Here is a 26,649-nt window from a genome sequence, read left to right as displayed (position 1 = left end):
TCACCTCGGCTTAGCCTCGGCCGCAATGGCAATCCGGCGAACGCCGACCTTTTTCAGCTCATCAAGCACCGTGATAACTTTGCCATATTCAGCCTGGTGGTCTGCCCGCAGGACAAACGAAGTGTCTGCCGACCGTTCAAGCTCGGCCTGTATCCGGGCGCCCAAAAGCGCCAGCGGGACTTCTTCCCGCTCAAAGAAAATCGTACCCTGGGCGGTAACCGTGATGGCTACCTGTTTCTGCATATCGGCCTGAGCCGCTGCCGCCCGCGGCAAAGCAACCGGAATGGTCTTCTGCTCAACCATATATAACGTGCTCATCATGAAAAACACCAGTAAAAAGAAGATAATATCAATCATTGGTATTATCATGAGTTTGGGCTGCCGTTCAAGGCGCAAATTCCTCAGCTTCATCCTACTTTCCTCCGCCCCGCCGCATCCAGTAAGCAGGTAAATGCCATCTCCATGCCGGTAATGATTCGGTCCAGGCGCTGCGCGAAATAGCTGTGGGCCACCAGCGCCATGACGGCTACGCATAGTCCGGCCGCAGTCGCAACTAATGCTTCGCCTACCCCGCCGGTAATCGCGTGAGGCTGTCCGGATCTGATGGCCATAATGCTAAAAGAGTTTATCATGCCAATAACGGTGCCCAAAAGCCCTAGCAGCGGCGCCAACGTAACGATGGTTTCCAAGTAGCTGAGCCGGTCCCGCAAACGGGCAGTTGCCAATGCGGCCGCACCTTCCAGTGCGTTCTGGAGAAGCGCCGGGTCAAGAACGCCCTTTTGCAATACTTTCAAAATAATTCTGGGCGTTATTCCGCTCGTTTTTTCGCATAAAGCCATGGCCTCCTGCCATTGGTCCTCGCCTAACTTTTTCTCCAGGAGAGCAAGAAACTCATCGCTTGTTTCAGCGGTACGATAATACTGCCAGCGTTCAATAACTATTGCTATTACCATAATGGAGCAAGCCAATAAAGGATACATAACCAATCCGCCTTTTTGAAAAAGAGCGGCTATTTGGCCTAACAATTCCATGATACTTCACCTCGTGCCAAAATATTCCCCTGCAGCGCCGCCTGCTGGGTGCTTATGTACTGAGACAATTCAGCGCGACAGCGAAACGTAAATTCGTGCACCAAATACCGGGGTTGTATATAATCAACGATCCTATGTACATCAGGGTGTTCAAACGGGCGATGCTGGTCAATTTGCAGAATGTGAGCCATAATCCGGTTTTTGTCAAAGGAACCGTCTGCTGTTTTTATCGTCCGGAGTACATATTTGCCTGACAGTGAAGAGTGCAAATGAATGCCTTGGATAGCTTCTTTTAGTTCGCCAAGCTTTTTAAGCGTTGCCAAGATATAATTAATCCCCTCCTGCTGGGTGCGTAGTGCCGTGTTGGTATTCATCAAATGTCCCGTATCCAACATAAACCCTTTATAGGGATGATTCACCTTTTCCAGTAAACGGGCGGCCAGCTTCGCGTCGCACAAGGTAAGACCAGGCCACCAAAGGTTTTCAAATAAGATCGTGATATTGCTTTTTATACCGTCCATGACGGCGTTAACCAATTCAATCGTCCCATTAATTACCTGCTCATCGCTGTAGCCAAAGTCGTAGGTAAAAAGTTCCCCAAACCGGGCGTTGCTTACATGCAAAACGGCATACTCGGCTCCTGTGGCAATAGCTTTTTGGATTTCCGCCCGGTAGTTTTCGACCAGTATCGCGCGGTCTGCTCCGCCGTAATGCTTCACGATGTTCGCTTCATTACCGAATTGCAATACTAACTGCTGCCTGTCGCCCAGCCAAAAGTCCAGCCAGTTAGACCAATAACGCAGATGGACCCCTTTAATTAGGTGCCGTGGAACTATCCGTTCTTCCCATGGCTGGTCAATCAATAGTTCCAGTCCTGCTAGATCATGCTCATGCAAAAAATTATGCAAAATTTTGCCGTCACGGTCAAAAGTGCGTAGATCGTCCTCGTATGTAGACAAATTACATAGCTGTATCAATAGTTTATCCCCCATAACCGCCACAGGGCATAAGCCTGAAAAGCCGCCAACTTCCTAACAATAAATCCCGGCCCATGACAGCCGGGATAAGAACGCATTATGTACTAGCGCTAGATAATCCCCTCCCCATCGCTCGTGGGTCATGCGGTGATTGTCAGTTAGGCAGTTCTCCTGGCTCTGGCTCATAGCTACCCCAACCTTCCCAAGGCCTGGCCTCAGTGGTATAATTTGGTTCGCTCCCCATTACAGTGGCGGGACCGCGCCGGTCTTGCACCGGTCTTCCCTATTAAGCCCTACGGGCACCTAACCCGCTTATTCAGTTTTAACTCCTGCGATTATTTTATCATCTTGGGTTTACGGCGTCAAATCGCTTCCCGGTTATTTATTATTATCACCAATTACTTTGGGGGCAAATTTACGATACAATTCGTACACTTATACATTATAATGTAATTAGGATTGACTAACCTATTACTAATAACGAGGTGAATCATGCTGCTTTTGGAGGATATCGCCAAAGAGGTTAATCGTTTTGCCTTGGAAAGTCCCCTGAATGTAGTAGAACCGCTCGGCGGCCTGCGGATCTTTGATTCGCCACTGATCGGCATCGCCGCTGCCGACGACCCGCTATTCGCAGAATTAAAAAAAGAAACCGTCATCGGGCCCCACCATCTCTTACCGCGCGAGTGGCTTCCCGCCGCGAAAACGGTAATTTCCTATTTCCTGCCCTTCACCGCGGCGGTACGCATCGCCAACCGCAGTAAAGGGCTTCCGGCCACCGAATGGCTATACGGCCGGATCGAGGGCGAACTCTTCAATGAAGCACTGCGGCAATTTCTCGTGAACTGGGTAAAGGATATGGGCGGGCAGGCGGTTGCTCCGGCCCTGGACGCGCGGTATCAGGTAATAAATAAGCGCAGCAACTGGTCGGAGCGGCACGTGGCCTATATTGCCGGACTTGGGACCTTAAGCCTGAACTGTTCGCTCATCACCGCCCGCGGCTCGGCCGGCCGGGTCGGCAGCATCGTCACCAGCCTGGAACTTGAGCCAACCGTGCGGCCTTATCGGGAAATTTATGAATACTGCACCCGTTGCGGCGTGTGTATCCGCCGCTGCCCGCCTGTGGCTATTGACGAGAACGGCAAAAACCACCAAATTTGTTCCGAATACTTGGATAACGAAATCAAACCACGCTACGCCCCCCGTTACGGCTGCGGCAAATGCCAGACCGCCGTCCCCTGCGAAGACCGGATCCCCGGCCGCTAAACCTCACTCCCTATCGGTCATATCAGAGAAACAGCCCGACATTATGCTGTCGGGCTGCCTTTTTTGGCTATTCCACCGTCACGCTTTTGGCCAGGTTGCGCGGTTTATCCACGTCGGCGCCGCGGGTAACGGCAGCGTAGTAGGCCAACAGCTGGAGGGGGATGACGGCAAGAATAGGCGCAAGGTATTTATCGGTAGCCGGGATGAAAATGGTATGGTCAACGTATTTTTTAATTTCTTCGTCGCCCTTCATGGCAATACCGATGACCACGGCGTCCCGCGCCTTGACTTCTTTAATGTTGCTCAGCATTTTTTCATAAACGTCATGCTGGGTGGCCAGGGCGATGACCGGCACGCCCTCGATGATCAGGGCCAAGGTGCCGTGTTTGAGTTCACCCGCAGCATAGGCCTCGGCGTGAATATAGGAGATTTCCTTCAATTTGAGCGAACCTTCGAGGGCGACGGCATAATCGAGGGAGCGGCCAATGAAGAAAACGTCTTCGTTGAAGCCGTACTGCTGGGCAAAGGTCTTGATCGGTTCCACGTCTTCGAGCAGCTCATGGGCCTGGCCGGGCAGGGCGCGCAGACCCTTGATGAGCTCCTGAATGCGTTCGGGCGGCAGCGTTCCCTTGAGTTCTGCCAGATAAAGGGCCAGCATGAACACGCTTATCAATTGGGTTGTATAGGCCTTGGTCGAGGCAACGGCGATTTCCGGACCGGCCCAAGTATAGATTACCTGATCGGCCTCCCGGGCAATCGACGAGCCGACCACATTGGTAATGGCAAGGGTACGGGCGCCCAGCCGCTTGGCTTCTTTGAGAGCGGCCAGGGTGTCGCTCGTTTCCCCTGACTGGCTGATAACGATCGCCAGGGTGTGTTCGTCCGTCAGCGGCGACCGGTAGCGGAACTCGGAGGCAATATCGACCTCAACGGGAATGCGGGCAAGCTGCTCCAGATAGTACTTGCCTACAATCCCGGCGTGGAAGGCCGTGCCGCAAGCAGTAATGACGATCTTTTTAATATTGGCCACATCTTCCTTGGTCCACTTGAGTTCGTCGAAAACAACGCGGCTGTCGTCTTTGGCCAGGCGGCCGGTCATCGTCTCGCGGATGGCCTTGGGCTGCTCGTAGATCTCTTTGATCATGAAGTGCTCGTAGCCGCCTTTTTCGGCTGCTTCGGCATCCCAATTCACCTCGAAGATCTTTTTCGTCACCGGCACGCCCTGACGGTTCATGACCCATACCGAATCTTTGGTGACGATGGCCATTTCGCCGTCGCTTAGAATATAGGTCTTACGGGTCCGGTTGATGATCGCCGGGATGTCGGAGGCGATAAAGTTTTCGCCTTCGCCCAGTCCAATGACGAGCGGATTGTCCTGTTTCGTGCAGATAAGTTTATCAGGATGGTCCTGGCACATAAAGGCCAAGGCGTACGAACCCTCAATCTCGGCCAGCACCTTTTTCACGGCCGCCTCAAAATCGCCGGTGTAATATTCCTCGAGGAGGTGGGCCACAACTTCGGTATCGGTCTCCGATGCGAAAACATGGCCTTTCGCGATGAGCCGTTCTTTGATATGCAGGTAGTTTTCAATGATCCCGTTGTGCACTACGACAAACCGGCCCGTGCAGTCGGTGTGGGGGTGGGAATTGACATCCGAAGGCCGGCCATGCGTCGCCCAGCGCGTATGGCCGATGCCGATGGTCCCCACCGGCATGTGGTTTTCTACCTTTTTTTGCAAAATACTTAGGCGGCCCACACTCTTTTCCACATTGATTTTATTGCCGTCAAAGACCGCGATGCCCGCCGAATCGTAGCCGCGGTACTCCAGTTTCGTCAGGCCTTCAAGCAAAAAGGGAGCGGCCTGTTTCGGACCTACATAGCCTACAATGCCACACATGCAATGTTCCTCCCAAAATTCAAAATAGGGTCGGTAAATTGCTGCCGCCGCCGTTTTGTCCTGCAAGTCGCCTCGCAGTTTTGTCGGCCGGCTTACGACCGCAGTGAGCCGAGAGGCATCCGCTGACTGCTCGATAAACCTCTTCCTCGTCTGCTTGCGGCCACCAGCCGCAAGCGCCAGCGCTTTTATCGTCTAGTGTTTGACGAAATTTCACCGTCTATCCATTTCTCACCTCCAATACTCATTACTTTACTATATATGCAGAGGAGCACCGCAGTGCTCCTCTCATATACTACTATAACCATAGCATTTGGTCAACTAACCCAGTTCCTGACGGATAACATCGGCGATGGCGCTCACGATGCGCTCCAGTTCGGCGGCAACCGGCCCTTCGGCCATTACCCGGATAAGCGGCTCAGTGCCGGAAGGCCGGACGAGGATGCGGCCAGCCTCGCCCAAGGCCGCCTCGCCTTCGCGAATGGCCGCGGCAATGCGCTCGTTTTGCTGCCAACCTTCCTTGGACTTGACCCGGACGTTAACTAAAAGTTGCGGAAACCGGGTCATCACCTTCGCCAGTTCAGACAACTTCTTGCCTGTCTTTTGGACGTTGGCAATGAGCTGCAGGGCAGTCAGGATGCCGTCACCGGTAGTGTTGTAGTCACTAAAGATAATATGGCCTGACTGCTCCCCGCCAAGAACCAGCCCTTTTTCCCGCATGGCCTCGAGGACATAGCGGTCGCCGACCGGTGTGACAAGCACCTTGCCGCCGGCTTGTTTAATGGCCTGATGCAGTCCCAGGTTACTCATGACCGTCGCCACTAGCGTGTTATCTGCCAGCTTCCCCCGCCGCAGGAGGTCAAGGGCACAAATGACCATGATTTGGTCGCCGTCCACCACTTCACCGTTCTCGTCTACGGCCAGGCAGCGGTCGGCGTCACCGTCATGGGCGATGCCCAGATGAGCGCCGTGGGCGGTTACCGCCTGTTGCAGGCCCCCGATGTGGGTTGAACCGCAATGATCATTGATATTCGTACCGTTCGGTGTGTCGTTTAAGACGACAACATCGGCCCCTAACCGTCTAAGCACCATGGGGGCCGTCTCGTAAGCCGCCCCGTTGGCGCAGTCGAGCACAATCTTAAGCCCGCGGAAATCAGTGTCAACAGTGCCGGCGACATAAGCGACATATTCTTGAATAAGGTCATGGCGGTGTATAATCATTCCCACCTTATCCCCTGTCGGACGCGGCAGGTTGTCTTCGTGGGTCAGTACCAGCTCTTCCAGCCGGTCTTCTACGGCGTCAGGCAGCTTGTAACCGGTCCCGGCGAAAAATTTAATGCCATTATCCGGATAGGGATTATGGGAAGCTGATATGACAACGCCGGCTTGGGCGTTTAATTTCCGAGTGAGATAAGCAACGGCCGGCGTGGGAACTACGCCAAGCAGCACGGCTTCGCCGCCGGCCGAGCAAATTCCGGCCGCCAGGGCGGCCTCCAGCATATGCCCGGAAATGCGGGTATCGCGCCCAATTAAAACAGTTGGGCGTTCATGTTCTTCGCCAAACAGAAAAGTAGCCGCCCGCCCCAGGCGGAAGGCCAGTTCCGGCGTAAGCTGCGTGTTGGCGACGCCGCGCACGCCGTCGGTGCCGAATAGTCTTGCCATGTATACTCTTGCTCCCTTCATCCTTGCTAAACTTAATTGGGACTGTAGCGGCTGATAACGGCCAGTGCGGCATTTAAGCCGTCCAGCGCAGCGCTCATGATGCCGCCCGCGTAGCCGGCGCCTTCACCAACGGGGTATAGCCCGCCAAGGTTGACCGATACAAAGTCTTGGCCCCGCAGAATACGCACTGGCGCCGAAGTCCGCGTCTCCACGCCGGTCATCACCGCGCCGGGGTGATCAAACCCTTTAATCTTGCGGCCAAAATCAACCAGGGCCCCAGCCAGCGTATCGGTCACAAAGCGGGGCAGGCATTGCCGCAGGTCAGCCGGCGCTACACCCGGCCGGTAGGTAGGCGCTACCAGGTAGCGGGCGCTTTGGCCAGTTAAAAAATCGCCAACCGTTTGTGCCGGCGCGCGGTAGCCGCCGCCACCCGCGCGAAAAGCCAGCATTTCATAATGCCGCTGCAGTTCGATGCCGCTTAAAACATGACTGCCATAGTCTTCAGGATTCACATTGACCACCAGGGCACTATTGGCTACCCCCGAGTCACGCCGGTAGTAGCTCATGCCGTTGGTGACCACTCCGCCTGCTTCCGAGGCAGCAGCCACGACCACGCCGCCCGGACACATGCAGAAAGAATAGGCGGTGCGCCCGCACTTTTTATCGTGGTAAACCAGGGCATAATCAGCCGCCCCCAATTGGGGATGACCGGCCATGGGACCATATTGGGCCCGGTCAATAAGCGGCTGAGGATGTTCGATGCGTACGCCGATGGCAAACGGTTTGGCTTCCATCGCCACCCCGCGGCGGTAGAGCATTTCGTAGGTATCCCGGGCGCTGTGGCCGATGGCAAACAGCGCCACATTGCAGGGAAAGTGGCGGCCATCGCCCACCGTCAGCCCGGTCAGGCGACTTTGCTTCACCGTGATGTCAATTACCGGCGTTTCAAATCGCACCTGTCCGCCAAGGTCGATGATCCGCCGGCGCAAATTCCTTACCACTTCCCGCAGCCGGTCGGTACCTACGTGCGGTTTATGCAGATAGCGGATTTCCGGCGGTGCGCCAGCGGCAATAAGGGTATCCAGCACCTGGCGCATCCGCGGGTCGGTCACCCGTGTCGTAAGTTTGCCGTCGGAAAAAGTGCCGGCCCCACCCTCGCCAAACTGAACGTTCGACACCGGATCAAACGCACCCGTTTCCCAAAAACGGGCCACATCGGCCGTGCGGCGATCCACGTCGCGTCCCCGCTCGAAAACAAGCGGCCGGTAACCATGTTCAGCCAAGACAAGCGCCGCAAACAGACCGGCCGGCCCCATCCCCACCACGATGGGCGGACTGTCCAGTTTATGTGGGCCAGGCATGACCGGCTCGGGTACGCTTTGAGCCACGCTGGCCACGTCACGGTCACCGCCCAACCGGGCCAATACCTGGCCCTCGGGGATACCGACCCGTACATCCAAGGTATACACAAAGTTAATATTATTTTTTCGGCGGGCATCAAGCGCCCGCCGAAAAATGACCACTTCTTCAATATGCTCAGCTGGCAGCTTGAGCCGCTGTGCCGCAATTCGGGCAAGCGGCCTGTCATCGTTTAGGGCAACGCGCAGGTTAGTTATGCGTAACAACGTCATTTTCTCCTTCTATTGTCTGGTTCCTACTATAATATGCACGGTAACGGCGCCTTGCGATGCAACAATACCTTCTTTCAGCTGCAGTTTAGCTTCCCGCGTTGTCTCCCGGTTGATGCCGGCCAAATTAACCGGTTCGGTATAGATAAAATCAATCTTTTCAATTTCCCGGCTGTCGCCCGTTATTTCCACTTTGGCCGGTTCGGTCGTAATCCGCGTCAGTTGCACGCCACTGGCCAGTTCGCCGTAGATGATGGGTTTGACATCGACGGTCTTTTTACTCGGGCCCTTGACCAGAGTAGCAGTAACCGTTACCTTATCGGAATAAACCGTCAAGCCCTGCACTTCTTTGCCGTTTTGGCTAAAGAGTTTAAGCGGCACATCGACGGTAAAGTCGGCCTGCCTACCGCTAAGATCGACAATGGCAACCACCCTTTCCACGGCATTAACGGCGCTTTTCGGCCCTTCAATCGTGATCTGTTCCGGCCGCGCCGTCACTTTGCCGACAACTACGCCGGCCGCCGCCGTGCCGGTCAGCCTTACTTCCACCGGCACCTGTCGGCTAATGGACGTGTCAAGGCGCACGGTAACTTTATCGGGCGAGACTTCCACTAAATTCAGGCTGCTGGGAATGGCCGCCGCTACCCGGACATTATGCTGTCCTTCCCCGAGCCCTCGCAAATCAATATACGATTTAAGATCCTTGGTCATTACCCCGGCGATAATGCTGCGCGGCCCGCGCACCTTGATCCGCACCGTATCAGGCGCATCTTCCACAACCAAGCCGCCCGCCACATTCCGCACTTCCAGCGGGACGGTAAAAGTGGCCTCAATTGGCGGGTTCTGCTCGTTCATTACATATAGCCACAAAATGATGGCCAAGATGACGGCCAAAATTTTCGCCGTAAGATTCCGTCCCTGCTCACCGGCCATGGGGCCACCTCCAGTTCAGAAAATCAATTAGCGCCGAACTTTTGGTGGCGAAGAGGGGTTTTAGTTTTTCTTTCAGCGTCTCCGTATCCAAATAGCGGATAAGATGGCCGCCGCGGGCCAGAGAGATGGTTCCCGTTTCTTCGCTCACCACGACAACGACGGCATCGGTCTGTTCGGTAATGCCAATGGCGGCGCGGTGGCGAGTACCAAGTTCCTTGCTGAGCGACAAATCCTCAGTCAGCGGCAGTAAACAGCCGGCGGCCATGATGCGGTTGCCGCGGATGATAACCGCGCCGTCATGCATGGGCGTATTAGGAATAAAAATATTGATAATAAATTCACTTGATACCAATCCATCCACTTTTAGACCGGTCTCAATATAGTCATTAAGGCCAATTTCCCGTTCAATGACAAGCAGCGCGCCAATTTTATTTTGGGCCAGCACCTTAACGGCTTTAGCCAATTCTTCCAGGAGCCGCGCGGTCTCTTCCTCGTTAAGAAGAGCGCGTTTGCGCAAAAAACCGCCCCGGCCGAGCTGTTCCAGGGCTCGCCTGAGTTCGGGCTGAAAGACAATGGGCAGGGCAACGAGCAAGACCGAGAAGGTCTTTTGCAGCAGCCAGTTAATGACATTAAGGCCCAGCCACTTGCTGACCAGCGTGGCAAACAATAGCACGACCAGGCCCTTAAGCAGCGCCACTGCCCGCGTGTCTTTAATCATAAAATATAGTTTATATAAAACAAATGCGACAATTAAAATGTCCACGATGTCCAGCAGGGTAATCGTGGAAAGAATGCCCCTGATCTGCAGCAGCATGAAAAAATTACCTCACCTAAAAGTCCTTTACGTTTTATTCTACCCCACATGAGATAAAACCTTTTATAAATTACGACCAGGTATAAAAAAATTAAACGAATACTGAAAAATCCTCCCGTAAAACGGGAGGATTTTCGTTGAAGCATAATGACACTGCGGAAAACCAGCCGCTTACAGCTTGGTGACCTCTGCCACCCAACCATGCTTGTCGGCAATTTTGCCGTACTGTAGGCCGGTAACATATTCGTACAGTTTTTGTGAAGTTTCGCCGGTCTTGTTGTCGTTAACGATGATGGTCTGCCCTTTCCAGGTAAGCTGACCGACCGGCGAAATAACCGCGGCCGTGCCAGAGCCGAATACTTCTTCCAGTTCGCCTTTGGCATGGGCCTCAAAGACTTCGTCGATGGCAATACGGCGTTCCACTGCCGGGATACCCAGTTCTTGCGCGATTTCAAGCACCGTTCGGCGGGTGACGCCGGCGAGAATGCTACCATTAAGGGCCGGCGTAATAAGCTCGCCCCGGATTTTGAAGAATATGTTCATGGTGCCAACTTCTTCAACATAGCGGCGCTCGATGCCGTCCAGCCACAAAACCTGGTCGAAGCCTTCCTTTTTGGCTTCGACGCCGGCGCGGAGGGAAGCGGCGTAGTTGCCGGGAGTCTTGGCTTCGCCGATGCCGCCGGGCACGGCACGGACATATTTGTCCTCAACCTTGATCTTGACCGGGTTAAACCCGGCGGCATAATAAGCGCCAACCGGCGACGTGATAATAAACAATTTGAATGTGTCAGATGATTTAACGCCCACATAAGGGTCAGTGGCAACGATAAAGGGGCGAATGTACAGCGCGGTGCCTAAGCTACCCGGTACCCAATGCTTGTCAATTTCAATGAGCTTGTTAAGCCCTTCGTTTACTAAATCGACATCAATATTGGGAATGCAGAGAATGTCGGCGGAGCGGTTGAAGCGATTAAGGTAGTCTTTGGGACGGAAAATAACGATGCGGTTATCCACCGTCCGGAAAGCCTTCATCCCCTCGAAAATGGCCTGGCCATAGTGGTAAACCATTGCCGCGGGATAAAGCGGAAACTCGGCATAGGGCTCAATGCGCGGATTATGCCAGCCTTTGCCTGTCTCATAGTCCATAACGAACATATGGTCAGCAAAAATCTTACCAAAGCCAAGTTTGGTTTCGTCCGGCAGCACGCCAGGCTCGTCAACCCGGTGTACGACAATATTGCTCATGGTGACAGCCTCCCCAACTGTTTGTCTGGAATCTATTACCACCATTATATATTGCCTTTTGTATACATGTCAAGCACAGCTTGCTGTCGCGTCATTACATCTTTAGCTTTTTGTAACTGGTGTGTCACCTGGGCGGACGAAGTGCCACCATATGAATTACGGGCTGACACGCATGTTTCGATTTGAATGGCGTCAAGAATGTCGGCTTCAAACAACGGCGAAAATTGTTTAAATTCGGCCAGCGACAGGTCAGTCAACCCTTTGCCGGCATCGATGCAGTACCGCACGCACCTCCCCACTACTTCATGAGCCTGGCGGAACGGTAGGCCCTTTTTAACCAGGTAATCGGCCATATCGGTGGCATTGGCATAGTCCTGCCGGGCAGCTTCGCTCATCCGCTCGCCTAAGACGCGCATGCCCCGCAGCATGGCGGCATACACCTGGAGACTGAATTTGACGGTATCAATGGTATCGAACAAGGCTTCCTTGTCTTCCTGCAAGTCCTTGTTATAGGCCAGCGGCAGACCCTTGACCACCGTGAGTAGCGCCATCAGGTGACCATACACCCGCCCGGTCTTGCCCCGCACCAGTTCGGCCACGTCAGGATTTTTCTTTTGGGGCATGATGCTCGAGCCGGTGCAGTGGGCGTCGTCAAGCTCGATAAATGCAAACTCGGCCGTCGACCAGAGGATAATTTCCTCGCTGAGGCGGCTGAGGTGAAGCATAAGCAGGGAGGCAAAAGCCAGAAACTCGATGATGTAGTCCCGGTCACTGACCGCGTCAAGGCTATTATCGTACACTTGGGCGAATTTCAGCTGCTCGGCTACATAGAAGCGGTCGATGGGAAAAGTAGTGCCGGCAAGAGCCCCGGCTCCGAGCGGCATGAGGTCGGTCCGCTCCCACACGCCCTGGAGACGGCTGAAATCGCGGGCCAGCATGAAAAAGTAGGCCAGCATATGGTGGGCGAACAGGATGGGCTGGGCCCGCTGCAGGTGTGTGTAGCCGGGCATAATGACATCAGGATGTTTGGCCGCCGTTTCGACTAAGGCCGCTTCCAGGTCCCACAGCAGGCGGGCGATGGCGGCGATTTCCCGTTTTAGATACATGTGCGTGTCCAGCGCTACCTGGTCGTTGCGGCTGCGGGCGGTATGCAGCTTGCCGCCTACCGGCCCGATGCGCTCGGTCAGCCGCCGCTCGATGTTCATATGGATATCTTCCAGCGCCGTCTCAAAGCTGAAGTTGCCTGTTTCAATATCGGCGAGAATGGACTTAAGTCCGGCGATAATCTGGTCAGCCTCGTCCGCGGTGATAATCCCGCATTTGGCCAGCATGCGCGCGTGGGCGATGCTGCCGGCAATGTCCTCGCGGTACAAGCGCCAATCAAAGGAAATGGAGGAGGTAAACTCCTCCACCGCGACATCGGTATTCTTGGTAAAGCGGCCACCCCACAGTTTACTCATCCTTGTTCGCCTCTTTCTGCTGCATCAGGGCGCGGATTTTCAGCGGCAGGCCGAACAGATTGATGAAGCCCTCGGCATCCTTTTGGTTGTAAACCTCATCCCGCCCGAAAGTGACAAACCCTTCGTGATAGAGCGAATAGGGCGATTTAGCGCCGGCGCTCATGATATTGCCTTTATACAGTTTGAGGCGAACCACGCCGCTGACCGTCTGCTGGGTCGACTCGACAAAAGCATCAAGCGCTTCCCGCAGCGGCGAATACCACATGCCGTCATAGACCAGTTCGGCATAGCGGATGGCCACTTGTTCCTTAAAGTGGAGTGTGGCCCGGTCGAGGGTAAGGTATTCCAGTTCGCGGTGGGCATAATAGAGAATAGCGCCACCCGGCGTCTCATAGACCCCCCGCGATTTCATGCCGACCAGCCGGTTTTCCACAATGTCGGCAATACCAATGCCGTTAGCGGCGCCCAGCGCATTTACTTTTTCCAGCAGGGCCACCGCATCAAGTTTCTCGCCATCTACCGCCACCGGCACGCCCTTTTCAAAAGTAATCTCGACATAGGTCGGCTTGTCCGGCGCTTTTTCCGGCGTAGTGGTTACAAGATAGACGTCGTCCTTGGGCTCGTTCCAGGGGTCTTCCAAATCGCCGCCTTCATGGCTGAGATGCCAGATATTGCGGTCCATGCTATAGGGGCGCTTTTTCGTCACCGGCACGGGGATGCCATGCTTTTCGGCATAGTCAATGGCGTCTTCCCGCGAGCGAATGTCCCACAGCCGCCAGGGGGCGATGATTTTGAGGTGTGGCGCCAGCGCCTTGACGGTAAGTTCAAACCGGACCTGGTCGTTACCTTTGCCGGTAGCGCCATGCGCTACGGCGTCCGCCCCTTCTTTCCGCGCCACGTCCACCAGCGCTTTGGCAATAATAGGTCTGGCGAAGGAGGTACCAAGCAGGTATTTGCCTTCATACACCGCGCCGGCCTTCAGGGTCGGCCAAATGTAACCCTCGATAAACTCTTTTTTCAGGTCTTCAATGTAGACCTTGCTGGCGCCCGATTTGATCGCTTTTTCCCGGATAGGCGCCAATTCGTCACCTTGGCCGACGTCGGCGCACATGGCAATGACTTCACAGCCGAAGTTTTCTTTCAGCCACGGAATGATGACCGATGTGTCGAGGCCACCGGAATAGGCCAGCACCACTTTTTTAATTTCGCTCATACTAATGCCTCCTCAATATATATAAATCTAATTTCCCAGTAGTAACGCCAAAATTGCTTTTTGCACATGAAGTCTGTTCTCTGCCTGATCAAAAACTACCGATTGCGATCCTTCCATTACTTCATCGGTAATTTCTTCGCCGCGGTGGGCCGGCAAACAGTGCATGACAATCGCGTCCGGTTTGGCCACCTTCAATAGTTCGCTGTTTACCTGATAACCGGCAAAAGCGGCCCGCCGCGCGACCTGTTCCTTTTCCTGCCCCATGCTGGCCCATACGTCGGTATACAGTATGTCTGCGTCCTGGGCCGCGGCAAAAGGATCAGCCACAATCTCTAGCCGGCTGCCGGTAAAGCGCGCATCATTGCCCGCTTCAGCCAGGACAGCGGCTGGCGGCTCATAGCCAGGCGGGGTGGCAACGGTCATGTGCATGCCTACTTTGGCGCAAGTCTCCAGAAGCGCGTTTGCCATATTGTTCCCGTCACCAATATAGGCCAGTTTTTTGCCTTGCAGCTCGCCTTTAAACTCCCAGGCGGTGAAAATATCGGTCAAAGCCTGGCAGGGGTGGTAAAGGTCGGTCAGGCCGTTGATGACGGGGACGGTAGCGTAACGGGCCAGTTCCACTACCTCGTCGTGGGCAAAGGTGCGAATCATGATGCCATCCACATACCGGGACAAAACCCGGGCCGTGTCTTTCACCGGCTCGCCCCGGCCAAGCTGCAAATCGCCGGCGTTTAAAAACAAGGCTTTGCCGCCAAGCTGCCACATCCCCACTTCAAATGACACCCTGGTACGGGTAGACGCTTTTTGAAAAATCATGGCAAGCGTTTTACCCTTAAGCAGCTGATGTTCTTCACCTTGCCGCTGTTTGTTTTTAAGGGTTTTTGCCAGGGCAAAAATCCGGTTCACTTCAGCCTGGGACAGATCATGAACAGACAGTAAATGTTTCCCCTTCATGACCACTGGCCTCCCCCATTTTATAATAATACAATCACATGTATATTTATGTCAAAATATTTTTCCTATAAACTGCCAATTACTTTATCTAAAATGTCAATCATTTCATCAACATGCTCCTTATTAATAGTTAGCGGCGGGACGAAACGGAGCACATCGCCGGCCGTGCAATTAATCAGCGCACCTTGCTCCAAACACTTATTGACAATTTCGCGGCCAGGTTGGCTTAACTTTACACCAATCATCAAACCCTTGCCGCGTACCTCGCTGATGATGGCCGGGTATTTAGCCTGCAGTTTGGCCAGCTCGCCCAGCATATACTGCCCCGTCCGCTCCGCATTGCCTGGCAAGTCTTCCGAAGTAATAACGGCTAACACGGCATTAGCGGCGGCGCAGGCGAGCGGATTGCCGCCAAAAGTCGAACCATGATCGCCGGGACCGAAGGCCGAAGCCACTCGGTCGGTCGCCAATATCGCGCCGATTGGCACACCGCCGCCTAATCCTTTGGCTACGGTAAGAATGTCAGGCTTAACATCCGTGTGCTGGTAGGCAAACATTTTACCGGTACGGCCCATACCGGTTTGAATTTCGTCAAAAATCAGCAGGGCGCCGTAAGAATCGCACAATTCGCGGACCCCCTGCAAATAACCGTCATCAGGAATGTTAATCCCGCCCTCGCCCTGGATTGGTTCCAGCATGACGGCACACGTCTTAGCGGACAGGGCGCGTTCGAGCGCCGCCAAGTCATTGTACGGCACATATTTAAACCCTGGCGGCAGCGGCTCATAGCCATGCTGGTATTTAGGCTGGGCCGTCGCCGTCAAGGTGGCCAGCGTGCGGCCATGGAAAGAATTCTCGGCAGTGATAATTTCTACCCGGTCGGCATTTAGCTGTTTGCCATATTTACGGGCCAGCTTGATCGCCCCTTCGTTCGCTTCCGCGCCGCTATTGGCCAAAAATACCTTATTTAGTCCGCTTAGCTGAGCCAACGTTTGCACGAGCTTGGCCTGTTCTTCCGTATAGTAGAGGTTGGTGCAATGAATGAGCTTGCCGGCCTGCACAGTAATGGCGGCCACTAACGCCGGGTGGGCATGCCCCAGCACGTTCACCGCGATACCGGCCAAAAAGTCCAGATATTTTTTGCCCTCGGTATCATACACATACGGCCCGTCACCATGGGACAACACTACATCATAACGACTAAACACCGGCATATAATGCCGTTTGTCAATAGCTTGCACTTCAGCTTTATCCACGCGGCTCACTCCTTTTACCCTTTGACGATTTCGGTACCGGCGCCCTTGTCGGTGAAAACTTCCAGCAGCAGGGAATGGGGTTGGCGGCCATCAATAATGTGTGTTTTCCGCGCTCCCCCTGCCAGTGCTTTAAGACAGGCCTCCACCTTGGGAATCATGCCGCCGTCAATGGTACCCTGTTTAATCATCGCCTGCGCTTCGGTTAAGGTAAGGGTGGAAATAAAAGTAGCTTTATCATGATAATCCCGGTAAATCCCTTCGACATCAGTAAGCAGCAGTAGTTTCTCGGCTGCCAGGGCGCCGGCAATTTCCCCGGCTACGTAATCGGCATTGATATTGTAGCTTTCACCGCCTATACCGACGCCAATCGGGGCAATTACCGGAATATAATCCTGTTCCAGCAGGGTAAACAAAATACCGGGATTAATCTGGGCCACATCGCCAACAAAGCCGATGTCAACTTCTTTGACCGCATCGCCATCGTAGACCTTGGCCAAATGTTTTTGCGCCACAATTAGACTAGCATCCTTGCCGTTTAATCCTACCGCTTTGGCACCATACTTATTCAATAAACTGACGATCTCGGTATTGGTTTTGCCAACAAGGACCATTTCCGCGATCGCCATCGTCTCCGCGTCTGTTACCCTGAGGCCGCTGACAAAGGTAGACTGCTTGCCCACCTGTTTCAGCATCGCCGTGATTTCCGGTCCCCCGCCGTGGACGACGACCAACCGCATGCCTACTGCCTTCATCAGGATAATATCCTGGATGACCTTCGCTTTCAGCTGTTCATTAATCATGGCATTACCGCCATATTTTACGACGATGGTTTTGCCGGCAAACTTTTGGATATAGGGCAGTGCTTCGATGAGCACCGCTGCTTTTTCCACAAAATTAATCATGCCGCTCCCCTTTCCGGCTTAAGTATGATACTCGCCGTTGATCTTGACGTACTCGTAGGAAAAGTCGCAGGTCCAAACCGTGGCCGCTGCCGGGCCCAAACCTAGGTCAATTGTTATGGCAATATCCCGCGCGCTCATTACTTTTCTTAGCGCTTGCTCGTCAAAACTGGTCGCCATACCGCTTCTGACGATGGGGATGCCGCCGATCGCCAGCGCTGTTTTTTCGCTTTGTACGGGCACCCCCGAGTAGCCGACGGCACAGAGAATACGGCCCCAGTTGGGATCCTCCCCGAAAAACGCGGTTTTCACCAGCGGCGATTTCGCTACGGCCATCGCCGCCTGTTTCGCCTGCGAAAAGGTTTCGGCGCCGGTTACGGTAATCTCGAGAAATTTGGTCGCCCCCTCGCCATCGCGGACGATTTGTTTCGCTAAATTGATGCAGACGGCCTTTAACGCGGCGGCAAAAATACGATACTCCTCGCTATCGGCGTTATCGATCACCGGAGCGCCGGCCTGGCCATTGGCCAGTACGCCCACCATATCGTTAGTACTGGTATCGCCGTCAACCGAAATCATATTAAAAGAAAGATTAACCGCTTCGATTAACGCTTTTTGTAGTACAGGCGCGGCAACCGCCGCATCGGTTGTAACAAAGGCCAGCATGGTCGCCATATTGGGATGGATCATGCCTGCCCCTTTCGCCATGCCGCCGATGCGTACCGGTACGCCGCTGAGCATAAACTCATAGGCACAGGATTTAGGAAAGGTATCTGTCGTCATAATGGCCTGCAGCGCTTTTTCCTGGCCGGTTTCCGACAGCTCGGCCGCCGCCTGTTTAATGCCGGCCGCTATTTTATCCATCGGCAGATGGACGCCGATGATACCGGTCGAGGCTACCAAAACCTCGTGGGGGGCTACCCCCAACACCGTGGCCGTTAACTCAGCCATTGTCCGTGCGTCGGCAAGTCCTTGCGGTCCGGTACAGGCATTGGCACAACCGGAGTTTATGACAATCGCCCGGGCTGTCCCGTGTTTTACCGCCTGGCGGGACACAATAACCGGCGCGGCAGCCATGGCGTTGGTCGTAAACAGGGCGGCAGCGCTGGCCGGTGTTTTGCTGTAAATAAGGGCAATGTCCTCTTTGCCGCTCTTTTTAATGCCCGCTTTTACGCCTGCCGCCATGAACCCTTTGGGCGCGGTAATTCCTCCGCCTATTTCTTTAAGCATATAATCGCCTCCATTTATCGCGTGCGTTAAAACAAATAATACTATGGATAAAGCGGCGCTTGGGTCAGGCCGGTCCGCTCTTCAAGGCCAAACATGACATTCAGGTTTTGCACAGCCTGACCGGCCGCTCCTTTGACCAGGTTGTCAATCGCCGCTACCACGATAACCCGGCCGGTACGGGTGTCGATATGCCAACCAAGGTCGCAGAAATTCGAACCCCGGGTATTTTTGGTGGCCGGATAACCGCCCCGGCCCAGCAGGCGGATGAAATACTCCTGCCCGTATAAGGCATGGAACGCTTCGTCGACCACGCTGGCCGTCACCCCGTCAAGAAGCCGGGCATAGCAGGTGCTCAGGATGCCTCGTGACATGGGAATGAGATGAGGCGTAAAGCTAATGACCACCTGGCTGCCGGCTAACTCGGACAAAGCCTGTTCAATTTCCGGCGTATGACGGTGGCCGGCAATGTTATAGGCCTTAACGTTTTCAAAAGCCTCCGGTAAATGGTGGGTTAAATTTAACCCCCGGCCTGCTCCCGATATGCCGGATTTGGCATCAACGACAATGGAGGTCAGGTCAATCAGTTTATTTTTGACAAGCGGCGCTAAGGTTAAGATACTGGCCGTCGTATAACAGCCGGGATTTGCGACAATGTCGGCCGTACGCACCGCTTCGCGATACAACTCAGTTAGGCCGTATACCGCTTTGGCATCGGGATGAACGTGGGGTATTTTGTACCATTTTTCATAAACCGCTGTATCTTTAAAACGGTAATCTGCGCCTAAATCAATCACTTTGACGCCCTGACCGCTTACTTTTTTTCCTATTTCCATGGCGTGGCCATGGGGAAGCGCGATGAATAAAACATCACTATCGGCGACGATTTTATCCAAGTCGGCCAAATTTACCAGTGCTTGGTCATAAAAGTGATTAAAATGGGGGTATATACTGTCGATCTTCGCGCCGGTTTGACTTTCCGAAGTAAGATATTTAATTTCGGCTGCCGGGTGGTTTGCCAAAATCCGTAACAGTTCTTCACCGGTATAACCGGTTGCCCCAATGATACTAACCCTCACAAGCGAACCTCCCTTGTTAATTTATTTATAATTATACATTCATTCCGCATATTAATTCAATACTTTTTTCCAGCTAACGAAAATAAAAAAAGCGCATACGCGCCTACCCTGAAAATGGCAACTTCAAAACGGAATATATAGAACCGCAGAGGACGCGGAGGAATATTTTTTTTCTTTAATCTTTAGCGCGATGAATATCGCGCCTCTGTGTTCTCCGTGGTTAAAAATCGGTTTTCATGCTGTGTTGCGCCAATTTATGTCTATATCCCCCGCGGTTATAAACTTATACTTTCTAAAAAAGAGATCTTCTAGAAGAAGACCTCGCCAATAATTGCAATCATGCTCCCGCATTGGGGGCACTTTTTATCGGATGTAAGGCGACTATCCCGCCACAGGCGGTCAATCACCAGCTTATCGCAGACGGGACAGTGCGTATTTATACCGCTGCCGCCAATATTACCCAGATAGACATAATGCAGATGCTGCCTGGCCAGTTCATAGGCGCGGTTGAGGGTCGTCAGCGGCGTTGGCGGCACCGTCATTTTATACTGGGGAAAGTAACGGGAAAAGTGCAGCGGTATATCTTTACTGATACCCCCTAGCCATTTGGCCAGTTCGACCAGTTCTTCCTCCCGGTCATTAAGTCCCGGAACAACAAGCGTCGTAATCTCTACATGGCAGGCCGCGGCGGCCAATTCAACCGTGCGCTTTACCTGGGTTAGTTCCCCGGCGCATACTTGATGGTAAAACTCGCTATTAAATGCTTTAACATCGATATTCATGGCGTCAATATACGGTAAAAGCCGCCGCAGGGGTTCCGGGTTGATAAAACCATTGGTTACCAATACATTTTTGAGCCCCGCCGCGCGCGCCGCCTGGGCGGTATCGAGAATATATTCATACCACACGCTGGGCTCGGAATAGGTATAAGCAATGCCGATATTGCCTTGTCCGGCCCGCACGGCCATGGCAACCGCTATCTCCGGGGCCATTTCGATTGTTGCGGGAGTTGCTTGCGCAATCTCCCAGTTTTGGCAAAATTGGCAGGCAAAATTGCAACCCCAAGTACCGATGGAGAAAATCATACTGCCTGGGTAGAAGTGATAAAGCGGCTTTTTCTCAATCGGATCTAAGCCATAAGAAGAAACGCACGCGTAATTGGCAGTATACAACTTGCCGCCGATATTTTTCCTTACGCGGCAAAAACCTGTCCGTCCGGCAGGTATGATGCATTGCTTAGGACACAGCCGGCAGATAGCGCCGCTGGAACAAGCTTCATAGTACAGAGCTTCGCGCATGTTCAACCGCCTACTTGTACCGGGTAACGGTAAACCGGTAGAGCTCAATTTCCTCATCTGGCTTAATACCTGCTTTTTGCATGGCAATAGCCACTTGCTCCGCCACCGTATCGACCCCTTCCAGCATCGGCAGCAGCAGGCCGCTGCGGCGCCCCCGCCGGACAATGACGCCATATTTTTGCGGATCTAACTCATCCAGGCTGTCCACCCGTTCCGGCTCTGACAGGATATCGACCGAAATGTCAAGCTCAGGCAGTTCGTCAAGCTCCACCGGCCAGAACCGGGGGTCGCCCGTACCGGCGCTGATGGCGTTTTGAATAATTTCGGCGGCAATGGTAGGCTGCGTCGGAGCAAAGGTACCGATGCAGCCGCGCAGCTCGCCCCGCTTTTTTAGCGACACGAAGACGCCCGCCTGACCGCGCAGCTCTGCCGGCACGTCGGCAGGTTCCGGCATTGGGCGCCCATGCCGCAGATAGTATTCCAAACTCTTTCGCGCCAGCGCTACCGGCGCACTTTCTTCCGGCATTTTTATTCCCCCTTGCTTTCATTGGGAGTAAACAAAGCCACGGCGTAGCCCACCCCGAACGGGCCCTCGTAGGACAGAACGTCGGCTGTCATATTAAGTCCCCCCATTACGCCCATAAGAAAGAAAATAGGCCGCAGGCCGCATTCGCCTGCCTCTTCGATAAGGCCGCGGTCAAGGTTGAGCAGGGCTTTGACATCCATATTTTGCAGCGCCTCAACCACCGCCTGGTCAAATTGGGCGCCGTGCGGGCTGTACCCGGCCGGCGCATCGGGTGTAAGCCGATGCGACAAGTCGCCGGAAGCGATGACGGCTACCCGCTTGTCCACTATGCCAATCGCCGCCTGCACGGCTTTGCCAAAGGTATACATCTCCTCATACGGCAGCATGCCCATGGACAGATGGACCAGCTGGCCTTTAAACCCGGCTTTTTGTAAATAATAGAGCGGAACAACGGCGCCATGGTCAAGCTGCAGACTAAGCCGATACATCTTGGCCACGTCGTCGGTAAGCTCCACCACGTTAACGCCGAGGCGTTCGCATTTTTTCAAGATGTGCCGCACTAAAAGCCCGTCCGTTTCAAAGGCGACGACCGCATCCGGCGCGCCAAAAGTCGCCAGACTCCCCTTCAACCGGGGATGAATACTGATGCTGACGGCATCTTCAAAGACCGGCCCATGCGGCGAAATTAGCACCACGGTCTGCGGATTTGCATCTTTCAGCGTTTGAGCTGCCTTTTCCGCCGCCGCCACCGTCGCTTTAATGCGGGCCAATTCCCCCTTGCCCACTTCCGGCACCATGATCGGCGGATGAGGCAGAAGCGCACACCCAACCAGTTTATGCATGACATCACTCCCCTTTCGGCGCTTTACAAGCGTTTTTTATCTTCCCACATTTTGGCTAAAATGATGCGCTAACGCCTTGGCAATATACTCTGCCAGTTTTTGCTGGTAAGCGGCATCGACAAGACGCGCCGCCTCGCCCGGGTTGCTGAGGAAGCCTGTCTCAACCAGCACGCCGGGAATATTGGTTTGATTCAGAATAAGGATTTCCTTATCCTGCTTGGCTTGGCGCTTGTTTCCGGGCGGAAAATTTTTCAGCGCGCGCTGGACAAGTTCAGCCAGCGGCTTGTTGGCTTCCAGATTGGGGCTGTAGAAAACTTGCGCTCCCGCCCATGCCGCCGAGCCCCGGATGGAATTGACATGGATGCTGATAAATACTTCGGCCCCCGAGCTATTAATCATTTCCACCCGGGTAAGGAGGTCATTGCGTTTGCCGCCCTTGCCGCGGGTATAATAGTCGGTATCGCTGTCGCGGGTCAGCACGACCTCGGCGCCATGGCGCCGCAAAATGTCGGCTAATTTCAAACTGATGGCGAGTGTTACCTCTTTTTCCACCACGCCGTTGCCGCTCGCCCCGTCGTCAATACCGCCATGGCCCGGGTCAACGGCAATTTTGTGGCCGGCCAGCGCCCCCAAATTAACCTTTTCCCAATCTTCGGCCACCAAATACCGGATGGTCAGCAGATTAAGGACTACCACCGCAATGCTGAACATGGCTGCGAGCAGCAGGCGCCGCCGGAACGCGAAAATGCGCATACCCAACCCCTCCCGCTTATGCTATCCTTAAATCGTTATGCCGAGTCGGCGCAGGGTATGCCGGGCGCCGCCATGGTAAGTATAGCCAAAGCGGGACAAGTTAAGCTACAATAAAAGCGGAGGAGATAATCATGCGCACAAGGCGTTTTCTTGTTCTTCTTCTTTTGTTATTCGTAGCCGCCTTTTGGTGGGCCGGTGGCAGCAGTATCGTTAAACCCTTAACTCCTTCTGTGGAAAAGGTACTCGCAGCAAGCCGCGACGCAACCGGCGCCTGGGACCGCTTGTACCGCCTCGTAGCCTTAAAAAGTGCCGTTGAAGCTAAGCTGGACAAAAAGCGTTATGTTAAGCTGGCCGATATTCCCCTGCCACTCCAGCAGGCCGTCATTGCCGTGGAAGACAGCCGTTATTACCGGCACTTCGGTTTCGATATTGAGGGCATCCTCCGCGCCGCCCTTGTCAATCTTCAGGCCGGCGAGGTGCGTGAAGGCGGCAGCACGATTACCCAACAGTTAGTGAAGAACCTTTTCCTGTCACAGGAGCAGTCGGTCGGCCGCAAATTAGAAGAAATAATCCTTGCTATCGACATGGAACTGCGTTACTCCAAGGAAGAGATCCTTGAAATGTACCTCAATACCATCTATTTCGGCGCCGGCGCTTATGGCATCCATGACGCCGCCCGTGTTTACTTTGGCAAAGAGCCGGCGAAGCTCAATCTGGCCGAATGCGCCCTGCTGGCCGGCCTGCCCAATGCGCCGTCTGTTTATTCGCCCTACGAAAACTTAACCGCTGCCAAACAGCGCCAAGCCGTGGTTCTGGCCGTCATGGTCAAACAGGGTTATATTGGCCCTAACCAGGCCGAAGAGGCTAAACGTCAGCCGCTCCGCCTGGCCCGCTAGGAGAGAACCGCCGCCGGCGGTTCTTTTTTCGGTGCGTTTGCCGTTTTGGGGTGTTGCCTTGTTTGGCATAGTCCGGCTGTCCTGCGGACAGGCTATAGAAAAGACTAGCTGTCGTTTGTCTGGCCGACGGCAGGCTACGAAGGAGGACTGTTATGAAGCAGCGTGTCGAGATGATTGTCGACCTTATCAAACGCTACCGCGCCGGCGAAGACTTAGCCCAAATCAAGCGCGAAGCCAAAGTAATTTTTGCCCACATCCGTCCGGAAGAATTGCGTCACGCGGAAGAGCATCTTGAAGCTATCGGCATGGATGTCCGCGACTTGCACGACCTCCGGACCCTTCATCTCAAAACGTTAGAGGAAGAACTGGCCCAAATCCGCGCCGCTACCCCGCCCTGGCATCCGGTTAGGACGATGATTGACGAACATGATCAAATTCTCCGCACCCTTAACGCGCTGGAAGATTTGAACGGTCAGGTTCAGCAAGCGCCGGCCCTTACCGCGACAATGCTGGCCAAGCTGGAAACAATTGCCGACAACCTGCTGGCCGCTGAACATCATCATGCACGGGAAGAACAAGTAGTATTCCCGGAACTTACCAAGCGCAATATCGGTGGTACGGTGGAAGTTATGAACATGGAGCACTCTGCGCTGCGTAGCAAAAAACAGGCTCTCAAGAATTTAGCCAAACAAGGAAACCATATCGAATTTTCCCGGTTTCAGCAGGAACTGCATGAACTGGCCCAGGCGCTGGTCTACGATTTAAGCGACCATATTTACAAGGAAAACCACATCCTTTATCCTGCCGCTCTCCGGCTGGTGACAGACGAAGCCTTATGGCAGGAACTGAAAACGCGCTGCGATGAAGTTGGCTACTGTGACTTTAAACCGCTGGTCTAGGCAAAATCCCGGGCAAAAAAACCCGGGATTTAACGTTAAAAGTATTTTTTAATTGGCGTCCAGTCGCCATTGCCAAGGGCGTCTTGGGCGGCGGAACGGAAAATCCGCTCAATTGTAAATTCGCGGATATAGGTATTCTCATTAATATATTTGGCATCTTTAAGTAACCGGCCCTCGTCTTGCACGTTAAAGGCGATTAGGGTGTAATAGCCCCCTTTCCCCGGCGCCGGCGGCGTTTTAACCACCACGCCCATGGTCACCGGCGATTTAGCTTCCTGGAAATTGCGGGTAAGGTCGCGGTAGGTAGCAAATGCCTCCGCCTTCGGGGATGCAATCAGCGCGTAGATTTCGGGAAAGTAGTGCTTGAAGTCCTTAATTTTGATGGCCAGGTCGGGAGTAAAGCGTTGGGCTTTGACCAAAGCGCCGGGACTGTTATTTTCATACTGTACTTCCATCTGGATATGCAGCCCTTGGCGCTCAAAGGCGTGCAAAAAGGAAGCGGCCTTGGCTTTCTTATAACCGGTGGCTTCCCATTCCGCTTTGGTCCAGAGCTGATTATCGGTGTCAATCACCAGCCGGTATTCGCTGTAGCGCGCGGCAATGGTGGCCCGTGTATCGTCCAGATTGGCAAACGCCGTCCCGGCCGTCGCAAGAATTAGCGCGGCCAATACCAATGCTGTCAGTTTTTTCATGAGTATGCCTCCTGTCCCACTTCGCGATAAAAGTTTATCCGGCACTTATAAAATTGAACTTCTGCCGCTATTTTCCTGCCGTAGGGAATAAAAATATTAAAGGGCGTTGACGTTTAAAATATATGGGCTCAGGCTTGACTTATTTTTAAAATTGACTTATGTTACAGGCTAACAGGTGAAAAATATATTTTCCACTAACTGCCACAAATGAACGGATAAAAACTATATGGTTTTCGCAATAACCATCTCTTTGCTACGCCAAACAATAAAAAGAGCCCGAAAAGGACAAACCTTTGCGGGCTCTGCTTGCGCCAAAGAGAATATTAACGTTTGGAGAATTGGGGCGCCTTGCGGGCCTTTTTGAGGCCATACTTGCGACGTTCCTTTTCCCGCGGGTCGCGAGTCAGGAATCCGGCCTTTTTCAGCGCCGGACGGAAGTCGGCATCTACTTTAAGCAAAGCGCGGGCAATGCCATGGCGGACAGCGCCAGCCTGGCCGCTGGGCCCGCCGCCGTTTACCCGGGCGATAACATCATATTTGCCAAGGGTGTCAGTCAGGTGGAGCGGTTGTTTTACGATCAGTTCAAGGGTCTTGCGCCCAAAATAATCATTGAGGTTACGGCCATTAACGATGATTTTGCCTTCGCCGGGAATCAGCCGGACGCGGGCAACGGCGGTTTTTCTGCGGCCGGTGCCGTAATATTGAACCAGTGCCATCTCCTGTTCCTCCTTTCCGGTGCCTATCTCACGTTGATTTCAAGTTTTTCCGGTTGTTGCGCTGCATGGGGGTGCTCAGGGCCGCGATAGACCTTGAGCTTGCGATACATTTGCCGGCCCAGACGGTTCTTGGGCAGCATGCCTTTGACCGCGAGTTCAATAACCCGTTCGGGTCTTTCCGCCAGCATCTTCCCGGCAGGCGTAAAGGTCGTACCGCCAGGATAACCGGAATGACGGAAGTAGGTTTTTTGCGTGAGCTTTTTACCGGTCAGTACTACTTTGTCCGCATTAACGACGATGACATGATCGCCGGTATCCACATGCGGAGTATAGGTAGGTTTATGTTTGCCGCGAAGGATTTTAGCCACTTCGGCGGCCAGTCTGCCAAGAGTCTTGCCTTCTGCATCAATGACATACCATTTGCGCTGCACATCGGCTGGTTTAGCCATGTAGGTTGTTTTCATGGGCGTCCCTCCTTGCCAAAAAACT

26 protein-coding genes and 1 riboswitch are annotated in these 26,649 nt (G+C 53.8%); of the genes, 3 read left to right on the top strand and 23 right to left on the bottom strand.

The annotated features are described in order from the left end of the window. The 3 genes from BLQ99_RS09000 to BLQ99_RS08990 are packed head-to-tail and all read right to left on the bottom strand — an operon-like array spanning position 1 to position 2,008. Positions 1-411, bottom strand: coding sequence for an ExbD/TolR family protein (locus tag BLQ99_RS09000; RefSeq protein ID WP_093690206.1), 411 nt, complete (start codon positions 409-411; stop codon positions 1-3). Further along, complete coding sequence (locus BLQ99_RS08995) at positions 408-1,031, bottom strand: MotA/TolQ/ExbB proton channel family protein (protein ID WP_093690204.1); 624 nt, start codon at positions 1,029-1,031, stop codon at positions 408-410. The genes BLQ99_RS09000 and BLQ99_RS08995 overlap by 4 nt, the downstream gene beginning before the upstream one ends. Continuing rightward, on the bottom strand, positions 1,019-2,008 hold the full coding sequence (locus tag BLQ99_RS08990) for a TIM barrel protein (RefSeq protein WP_171904640.1): 990 nt from the start codon (positions 2,006-2,008) through the stop codon (positions 1,019-1,021). Before BLQ99_RS08990 ends, BLQ99_RS08995 begins: the two co-directional genes overlap by 13 nt. A gap of 144 nt (positions 2,009-2,152) precedes the next feature. After that, positions 2,153-2,330, bottom strand: a riboswitch (cobalamin riboswitch). 170 nt (positions 2,331-2,500) lie between these two features. On the opposite strand from BLQ99_RS08990, the gene BLQ99_RS08985 reads away from it, so the two are divergent. Next, a complete protein-coding gene (locus BLQ99_RS08985) occupies positions 2,501-3,274 on the top strand; it encodes an epoxyqueuosine reductase (RefSeq protein WP_093690200.1) in 774 nt (257 codons plus the stop codon). 67 nt (positions 3,275-3,341) lie between these two features. Here the strand turns inward: BLQ99_RS08985 and glmS are convergent, their stop codons facing one another. The 17 genes from glmS to BLQ99_RS08900 form a co-directional block, all read right to left on the bottom strand. Continuing rightward, the gene (glmS, locus tag BLQ99_RS08980) at positions 3,342-5,171 is read right to left on the bottom strand and encodes a glutamine--fructose-6-phosphate transaminase (isomerizing) (RefSeq protein WP_093690198.1); all 1,830 of its coding nucleotides are present in this window, start codon (positions 5,169-5,171) and stop codon (positions 3,342-3,344) included. Between the two features lie 318 nt (positions 5,172-5,489). Then, positions 5,490-6,830 (bottom strand): phosphoglucosamine mutase, encoded by a 1,341-nt coding sequence (glmM, locus tag BLQ99_RS08975; protein ID WP_093690196.1) that lies wholly within the window; start codon positions 6,828-6,830, stop codon positions 5,490-5,492. 32 nt (positions 6,831-6,862) lie between these two features. Next, complete coding sequence (locus tag BLQ99_RS08970) at positions 6,863-8,455, bottom strand: NAD(P)/FAD-dependent oxidoreductase (RefSeq protein WP_093690194.1); 1,593 nt, start codon at positions 8,453-8,455, stop codon at positions 6,863-6,865. Positions 8,456-8,470: 15 nt separating this feature from the next. Further along, complete coding sequence (locus BLQ99_RS08965) at positions 8,471-9,391, bottom strand: CdaR family protein (protein ID WP_093690192.1); 921 nt, start codon at positions 9,389-9,391, stop codon at positions 8,471-8,473. Then, positions 9,381-10,205, bottom strand: coding sequence for a diadenylate cyclase CdaA (gene cdaA / locus BLQ99_RS08960; protein ID WP_093690190.1), 825 nt, complete (start codon positions 10,203-10,205; stop codon positions 9,381-9,383). The genes BLQ99_RS08965 and cdaA overlap by 11 nt, the downstream gene beginning before the upstream one ends. A gap of 171 nt (positions 10,206-10,376) precedes the next feature. Further along, a complete protein-coding gene (locus BLQ99_RS08955) occupies positions 10,377-11,450 on the bottom strand; it encodes a branched-chain amino acid aminotransferase (protein WP_093690188.1) in 1,074 nt (357 codons plus the stop codon). 44 nt (positions 11,451-11,494) lie between these two features. Then, positions 11,495-12,910 carry an argininosuccinate lyase gene (gene argH, locus BLQ99_RS08950; RefSeq protein ID WP_093690186.1) on the bottom strand — a complete coding sequence of 472 codons (1,416 nt, stop codon included), beginning with the start codon at positions 12,908-12,910 and terminating at the stop codon, positions 11,495-11,497. Then, positions 12,903-14,123 carry an argininosuccinate synthase gene (locus BLQ99_RS08945; protein WP_093690184.1) on the bottom strand — a complete coding sequence of 407 codons (1,221 nt, stop codon included), beginning with the start codon at positions 14,121-14,123 and terminating at the stop codon, positions 12,903-12,905. Before BLQ99_RS08945 ends, argH begins: the two co-directional genes overlap by 8 nt. Before the next feature lie 27 nt (positions 14,124-14,150). Further along, complete coding sequence (gene argF / locus BLQ99_RS08940) at positions 14,151-15,077, bottom strand: ornithine carbamoyltransferase (RefSeq protein ID WP_216093651.1); 927 nt, start codon at positions 15,075-15,077, stop codon at positions 14,151-14,153. A 65-nt stretch (positions 15,078-15,142) separates the two neighbouring features. Beyond that, on the bottom strand, positions 15,143-16,342 hold the full coding sequence (locus BLQ99_RS08935; protein WP_093690180.1) for an acetylornithine transaminase: 1,200 nt from the start codon (positions 16,340-16,342) through the stop codon (positions 15,143-15,145). A gap of 5 nt (positions 16,343-16,347) precedes the next feature. Then, entirely contained in the window at positions 16,348-17,235 is an 888-nt protein-coding gene (argB, locus tag BLQ99_RS08930; RefSeq protein ID WP_093690178.1) for an acetylglutamate kinase, read from the bottom strand. A gap of 18 nt (positions 17,236-17,253) precedes the next feature. Next, entirely contained in the window at positions 17,254-18,462 is a 1,209-nt protein-coding gene (argJ, locus tag BLQ99_RS08925) for a bifunctional glutamate N-acetyltransferase/amino-acid acetyltransferase ArgJ (RefSeq protein WP_093690176.1), read from the bottom strand. Positions 18,463-18,503: 41 nt separating this feature from the next. Beyond that, the gene (gene argC / locus BLQ99_RS08920; RefSeq protein ID WP_093690174.1) at positions 18,504-19,538 is read right to left on the bottom strand and encodes an N-acetyl-gamma-glutamyl-phosphate reductase; all 1,035 of its coding nucleotides are present in this window, start codon (positions 19,536-19,538) and stop codon (positions 18,504-18,506) included. A gap of 308 nt (positions 19,539-19,846) precedes the next feature. Then, complete coding sequence (gene amrS / locus BLQ99_RS08915; protein ID WP_093690172.1) at positions 19,847-20,836, bottom strand: AmmeMemoRadiSam system radical SAM enzyme; 990 nt, start codon at positions 20,834-20,836, stop codon at positions 19,847-19,849. 10 nt (positions 20,837-20,846) lie between these two features. After that, entirely contained in the window at positions 20,847-21,362 is a 516-nt protein-coding gene (gene amrA / locus BLQ99_RS08910) for an AmmeMemoRadiSam system protein A (protein WP_093690170.1), read from the bottom strand. Between the two features lie 2 nt (positions 21,363-21,364). After that, positions 21,365-22,204 (bottom strand): AmmeMemoRadiSam system protein B, encoded by an 840-nt coding sequence (gene amrB / locus BLQ99_RS08905; protein ID WP_093690168.1) that lies wholly within the window; start codon positions 22,202-22,204, stop codon positions 21,365-21,367. A gap of 36 nt (positions 22,205-22,240) precedes the next feature. After that, positions 22,241-22,957 (bottom strand): N-acetylmuramoyl-L-alanine amidase, encoded by a 717-nt coding sequence (locus tag BLQ99_RS08900; protein ID WP_093690166.1) that lies wholly within the window; start codon positions 22,955-22,957, stop codon positions 22,241-22,243. A gap of 131 nt (positions 22,958-23,088) precedes the next feature. Between BLQ99_RS08900 and BLQ99_RS08895 the strand changes: the two genes are divergently transcribed. Both BLQ99_RS08895 and BLQ99_RS08890 read left to right on the top strand, forming a co-directional pair. Further along, on the top strand, positions 23,089-23,853 hold the full coding sequence (locus BLQ99_RS08895) for a transglycosylase domain-containing protein (RefSeq protein ID WP_093690164.1): 765 nt from the start codon (positions 23,089-23,091) through the stop codon (positions 23,851-23,853). A 152-nt stretch (positions 23,854-24,005) separates the two neighbouring features. After that, entirely contained in the window at positions 24,006-24,752 is a 747-nt protein-coding gene (locus BLQ99_RS08890) for a DUF438 domain-containing protein (RefSeq protein ID WP_093690162.1), read from the top strand. Between the two features lie 35 nt (positions 24,753-24,787). Here BLQ99_RS08890 and BLQ99_RS08885 read toward each other — a convergent pair whose 3' ends face one another. The 3 genes from BLQ99_RS08885 to rplM form a co-directional block, all read right to left on the bottom strand. After that, positions 24,788-25,444, bottom strand: coding sequence for a hypothetical protein (locus BLQ99_RS08885; RefSeq protein ID WP_093690160.1), 657 nt, complete (start codon positions 25,442-25,444; stop codon positions 24,788-24,790). 323 nt (positions 25,445-25,767) lie between these two features. Continuing rightward, positions 25,768-26,160, bottom strand: coding sequence for a 30S ribosomal protein S9 (gene rpsI, locus BLQ99_RS08880; RefSeq protein ID WP_093690158.1), 393 nt, complete (start codon positions 26,158-26,160; stop codon positions 25,768-25,770). Positions 26,161-26,183: 23 nt separating this feature from the next. After that, the gene (rplM, locus tag BLQ99_RS08875) at positions 26,184-26,624 is read right to left on the bottom strand and encodes a 50S ribosomal protein L13 (RefSeq protein WP_093690156.1); all 441 of its coding nucleotides are present in this window, start codon (positions 26,622-26,624) and stop codon (positions 26,184-26,186) included. Positions 26,625-26,649: the final 25 nt, after the last annotated feature.

Source organism: Sporolituus thermophilus DSM 23256 (assembly GCF_900102435.1).
GTDB lineage: Bacteria > Bacillota > Negativicutes > Sporomusales > Thermosinaceae > Thermosinus > Thermosinus thermophilus.
This window is presented reverse-complemented; position numbering and strand designations above follow the sequence as displayed.

Coding starts and splice junctions, on each gene's coding strand:
- BLQ99_RS09000 (WP_093690206.1), bottom strand. CDS start 411: ATGAAGCTGAGGAATTTGCGCCTTGAACGGCAGCCCAAACTCATGATA.
- BLQ99_RS08995 (WP_093690204.1), bottom strand. CDS start 1,031: ATGGAATTGTTAGGCCAAATAGCCGCTCTTTTTCAAAAAGGCGGATTG.
- BLQ99_RS08985 (WP_093690200.1), top strand. CDS start 2,501: ATGCTGCTTTTGGAGGATATCGCCAAAGAGGTTAATCGTTTTGCCTTG.
- glmS (WP_093690198.1), bottom strand. CDS start 5,171: ATGTGTGGCATTGTAGGCTATGTAGGTCCGAAACAGGCCGCTCCCTTT.
- glmM (WP_093690196.1), bottom strand. CDS start 6,830: ATGGCAAGACTATTCGGCACCGACGGCGTGCGCGGCGTCGCCAACACG.
- BLQ99_RS08965 (WP_093690192.1), bottom strand. CDS start 9,391: ATGGCCGGTGAGCAGGGACGGAATCTTACGGCGAAAATTTTGGCCGTC.
- cdaA (WP_093690190.1), bottom strand. CDS start 10,205: ATGCTGCTGCAGATCAGGGGCATTCTTTCCACGATTACCCTGCTGGAC.
- BLQ99_RS08955 (WP_093690188.1), bottom strand. CDS start 11,450: ATGAGCAATATTGTCGTACACCGGGTTGACGAGCCTGGCGTGCTGCCG.
- argH (WP_093690186.1), bottom strand. CDS start 12,910: ATGAGTAAACTGTGGGGTGGCCGCTTTACCAAGAATACCGATGTCGCG.
- BLQ99_RS08945 (WP_093690184.1), bottom strand. CDS start 14,123: ATGAGCGAAATTAAAAAAGTGGTGCTGGCCTATTCCGGTGGCCTCGAC.
- argF (WP_216093651.1), bottom strand. CDS start 15,077: ATGAAGGGGAAACATTTACTGTCTGTTCATGATCTGTCCCAGGCTGAA.
- argB (WP_093690178.1), bottom strand. CDS start 17,235: ATGATTAATTTTGTGGAAAAAGCAGCGGTGCTCATCGAAGCACTGCCC.
- argJ (WP_093690176.1), bottom strand. CDS start 18,462: ATGCTTAAAGAAATAGGCGGAGGAATTACCGCGCCCAAAGGGTTCATG.
- amrS (WP_093690172.1), bottom strand. CDS start 20,836: ATGCGCGAAGCTCTGTACTATGAAGCTTGTTCCAGCGGCGCTATCTGC.
- amrA (WP_093690170.1), bottom strand. CDS start 21,362: ATGCCGGAAGAAAGTGCGCCGGTAGCGCTGGCGCGAAAGAGTTTGGAA.
- amrB (WP_093690168.1), bottom strand. CDS start 22,204: ATGCATAAACTGGTTGGGTGTGCGCTTCTGCCTCATCCGCCGATCATG.
- BLQ99_RS08900 (WP_093690166.1), bottom strand. CDS start 22,957: ATGCGCATTTTCGCGTTCCGGCGGCGCCTGCTGCTCGCAGCCATGTTC.
- BLQ99_RS08895 (WP_093690164.1), top strand. CDS start 23,089: ATGCGCACAAGGCGTTTTCTTGTTCTTCTTCTTTTGTTATTCGTAGCC.
- BLQ99_RS08890 (WP_093690162.1), top strand. CDS start 24,006: ATGAAGCAGCGTGTCGAGATGATTGTCGACCTTATCAAACGCTACCGC.
- BLQ99_RS08885 (WP_093690160.1), bottom strand. CDS start 25,444: ATGAAAAAACTGACAGCATTGGTATTGGCCGCGCTAATTCTTGCGACG.
- rpsI (WP_093690158.1), bottom strand. CDS start 26,160: ATGGCACTGGTTCAATATTACGGCACCGGCCGCAGAAAAACCGCCGTT.
- rplM (WP_093690156.1), bottom strand. CDS start 26,624: ATGAAAACAACCTACATGGCTAAACCAGCCGATGTGCAGCGCAAATGG.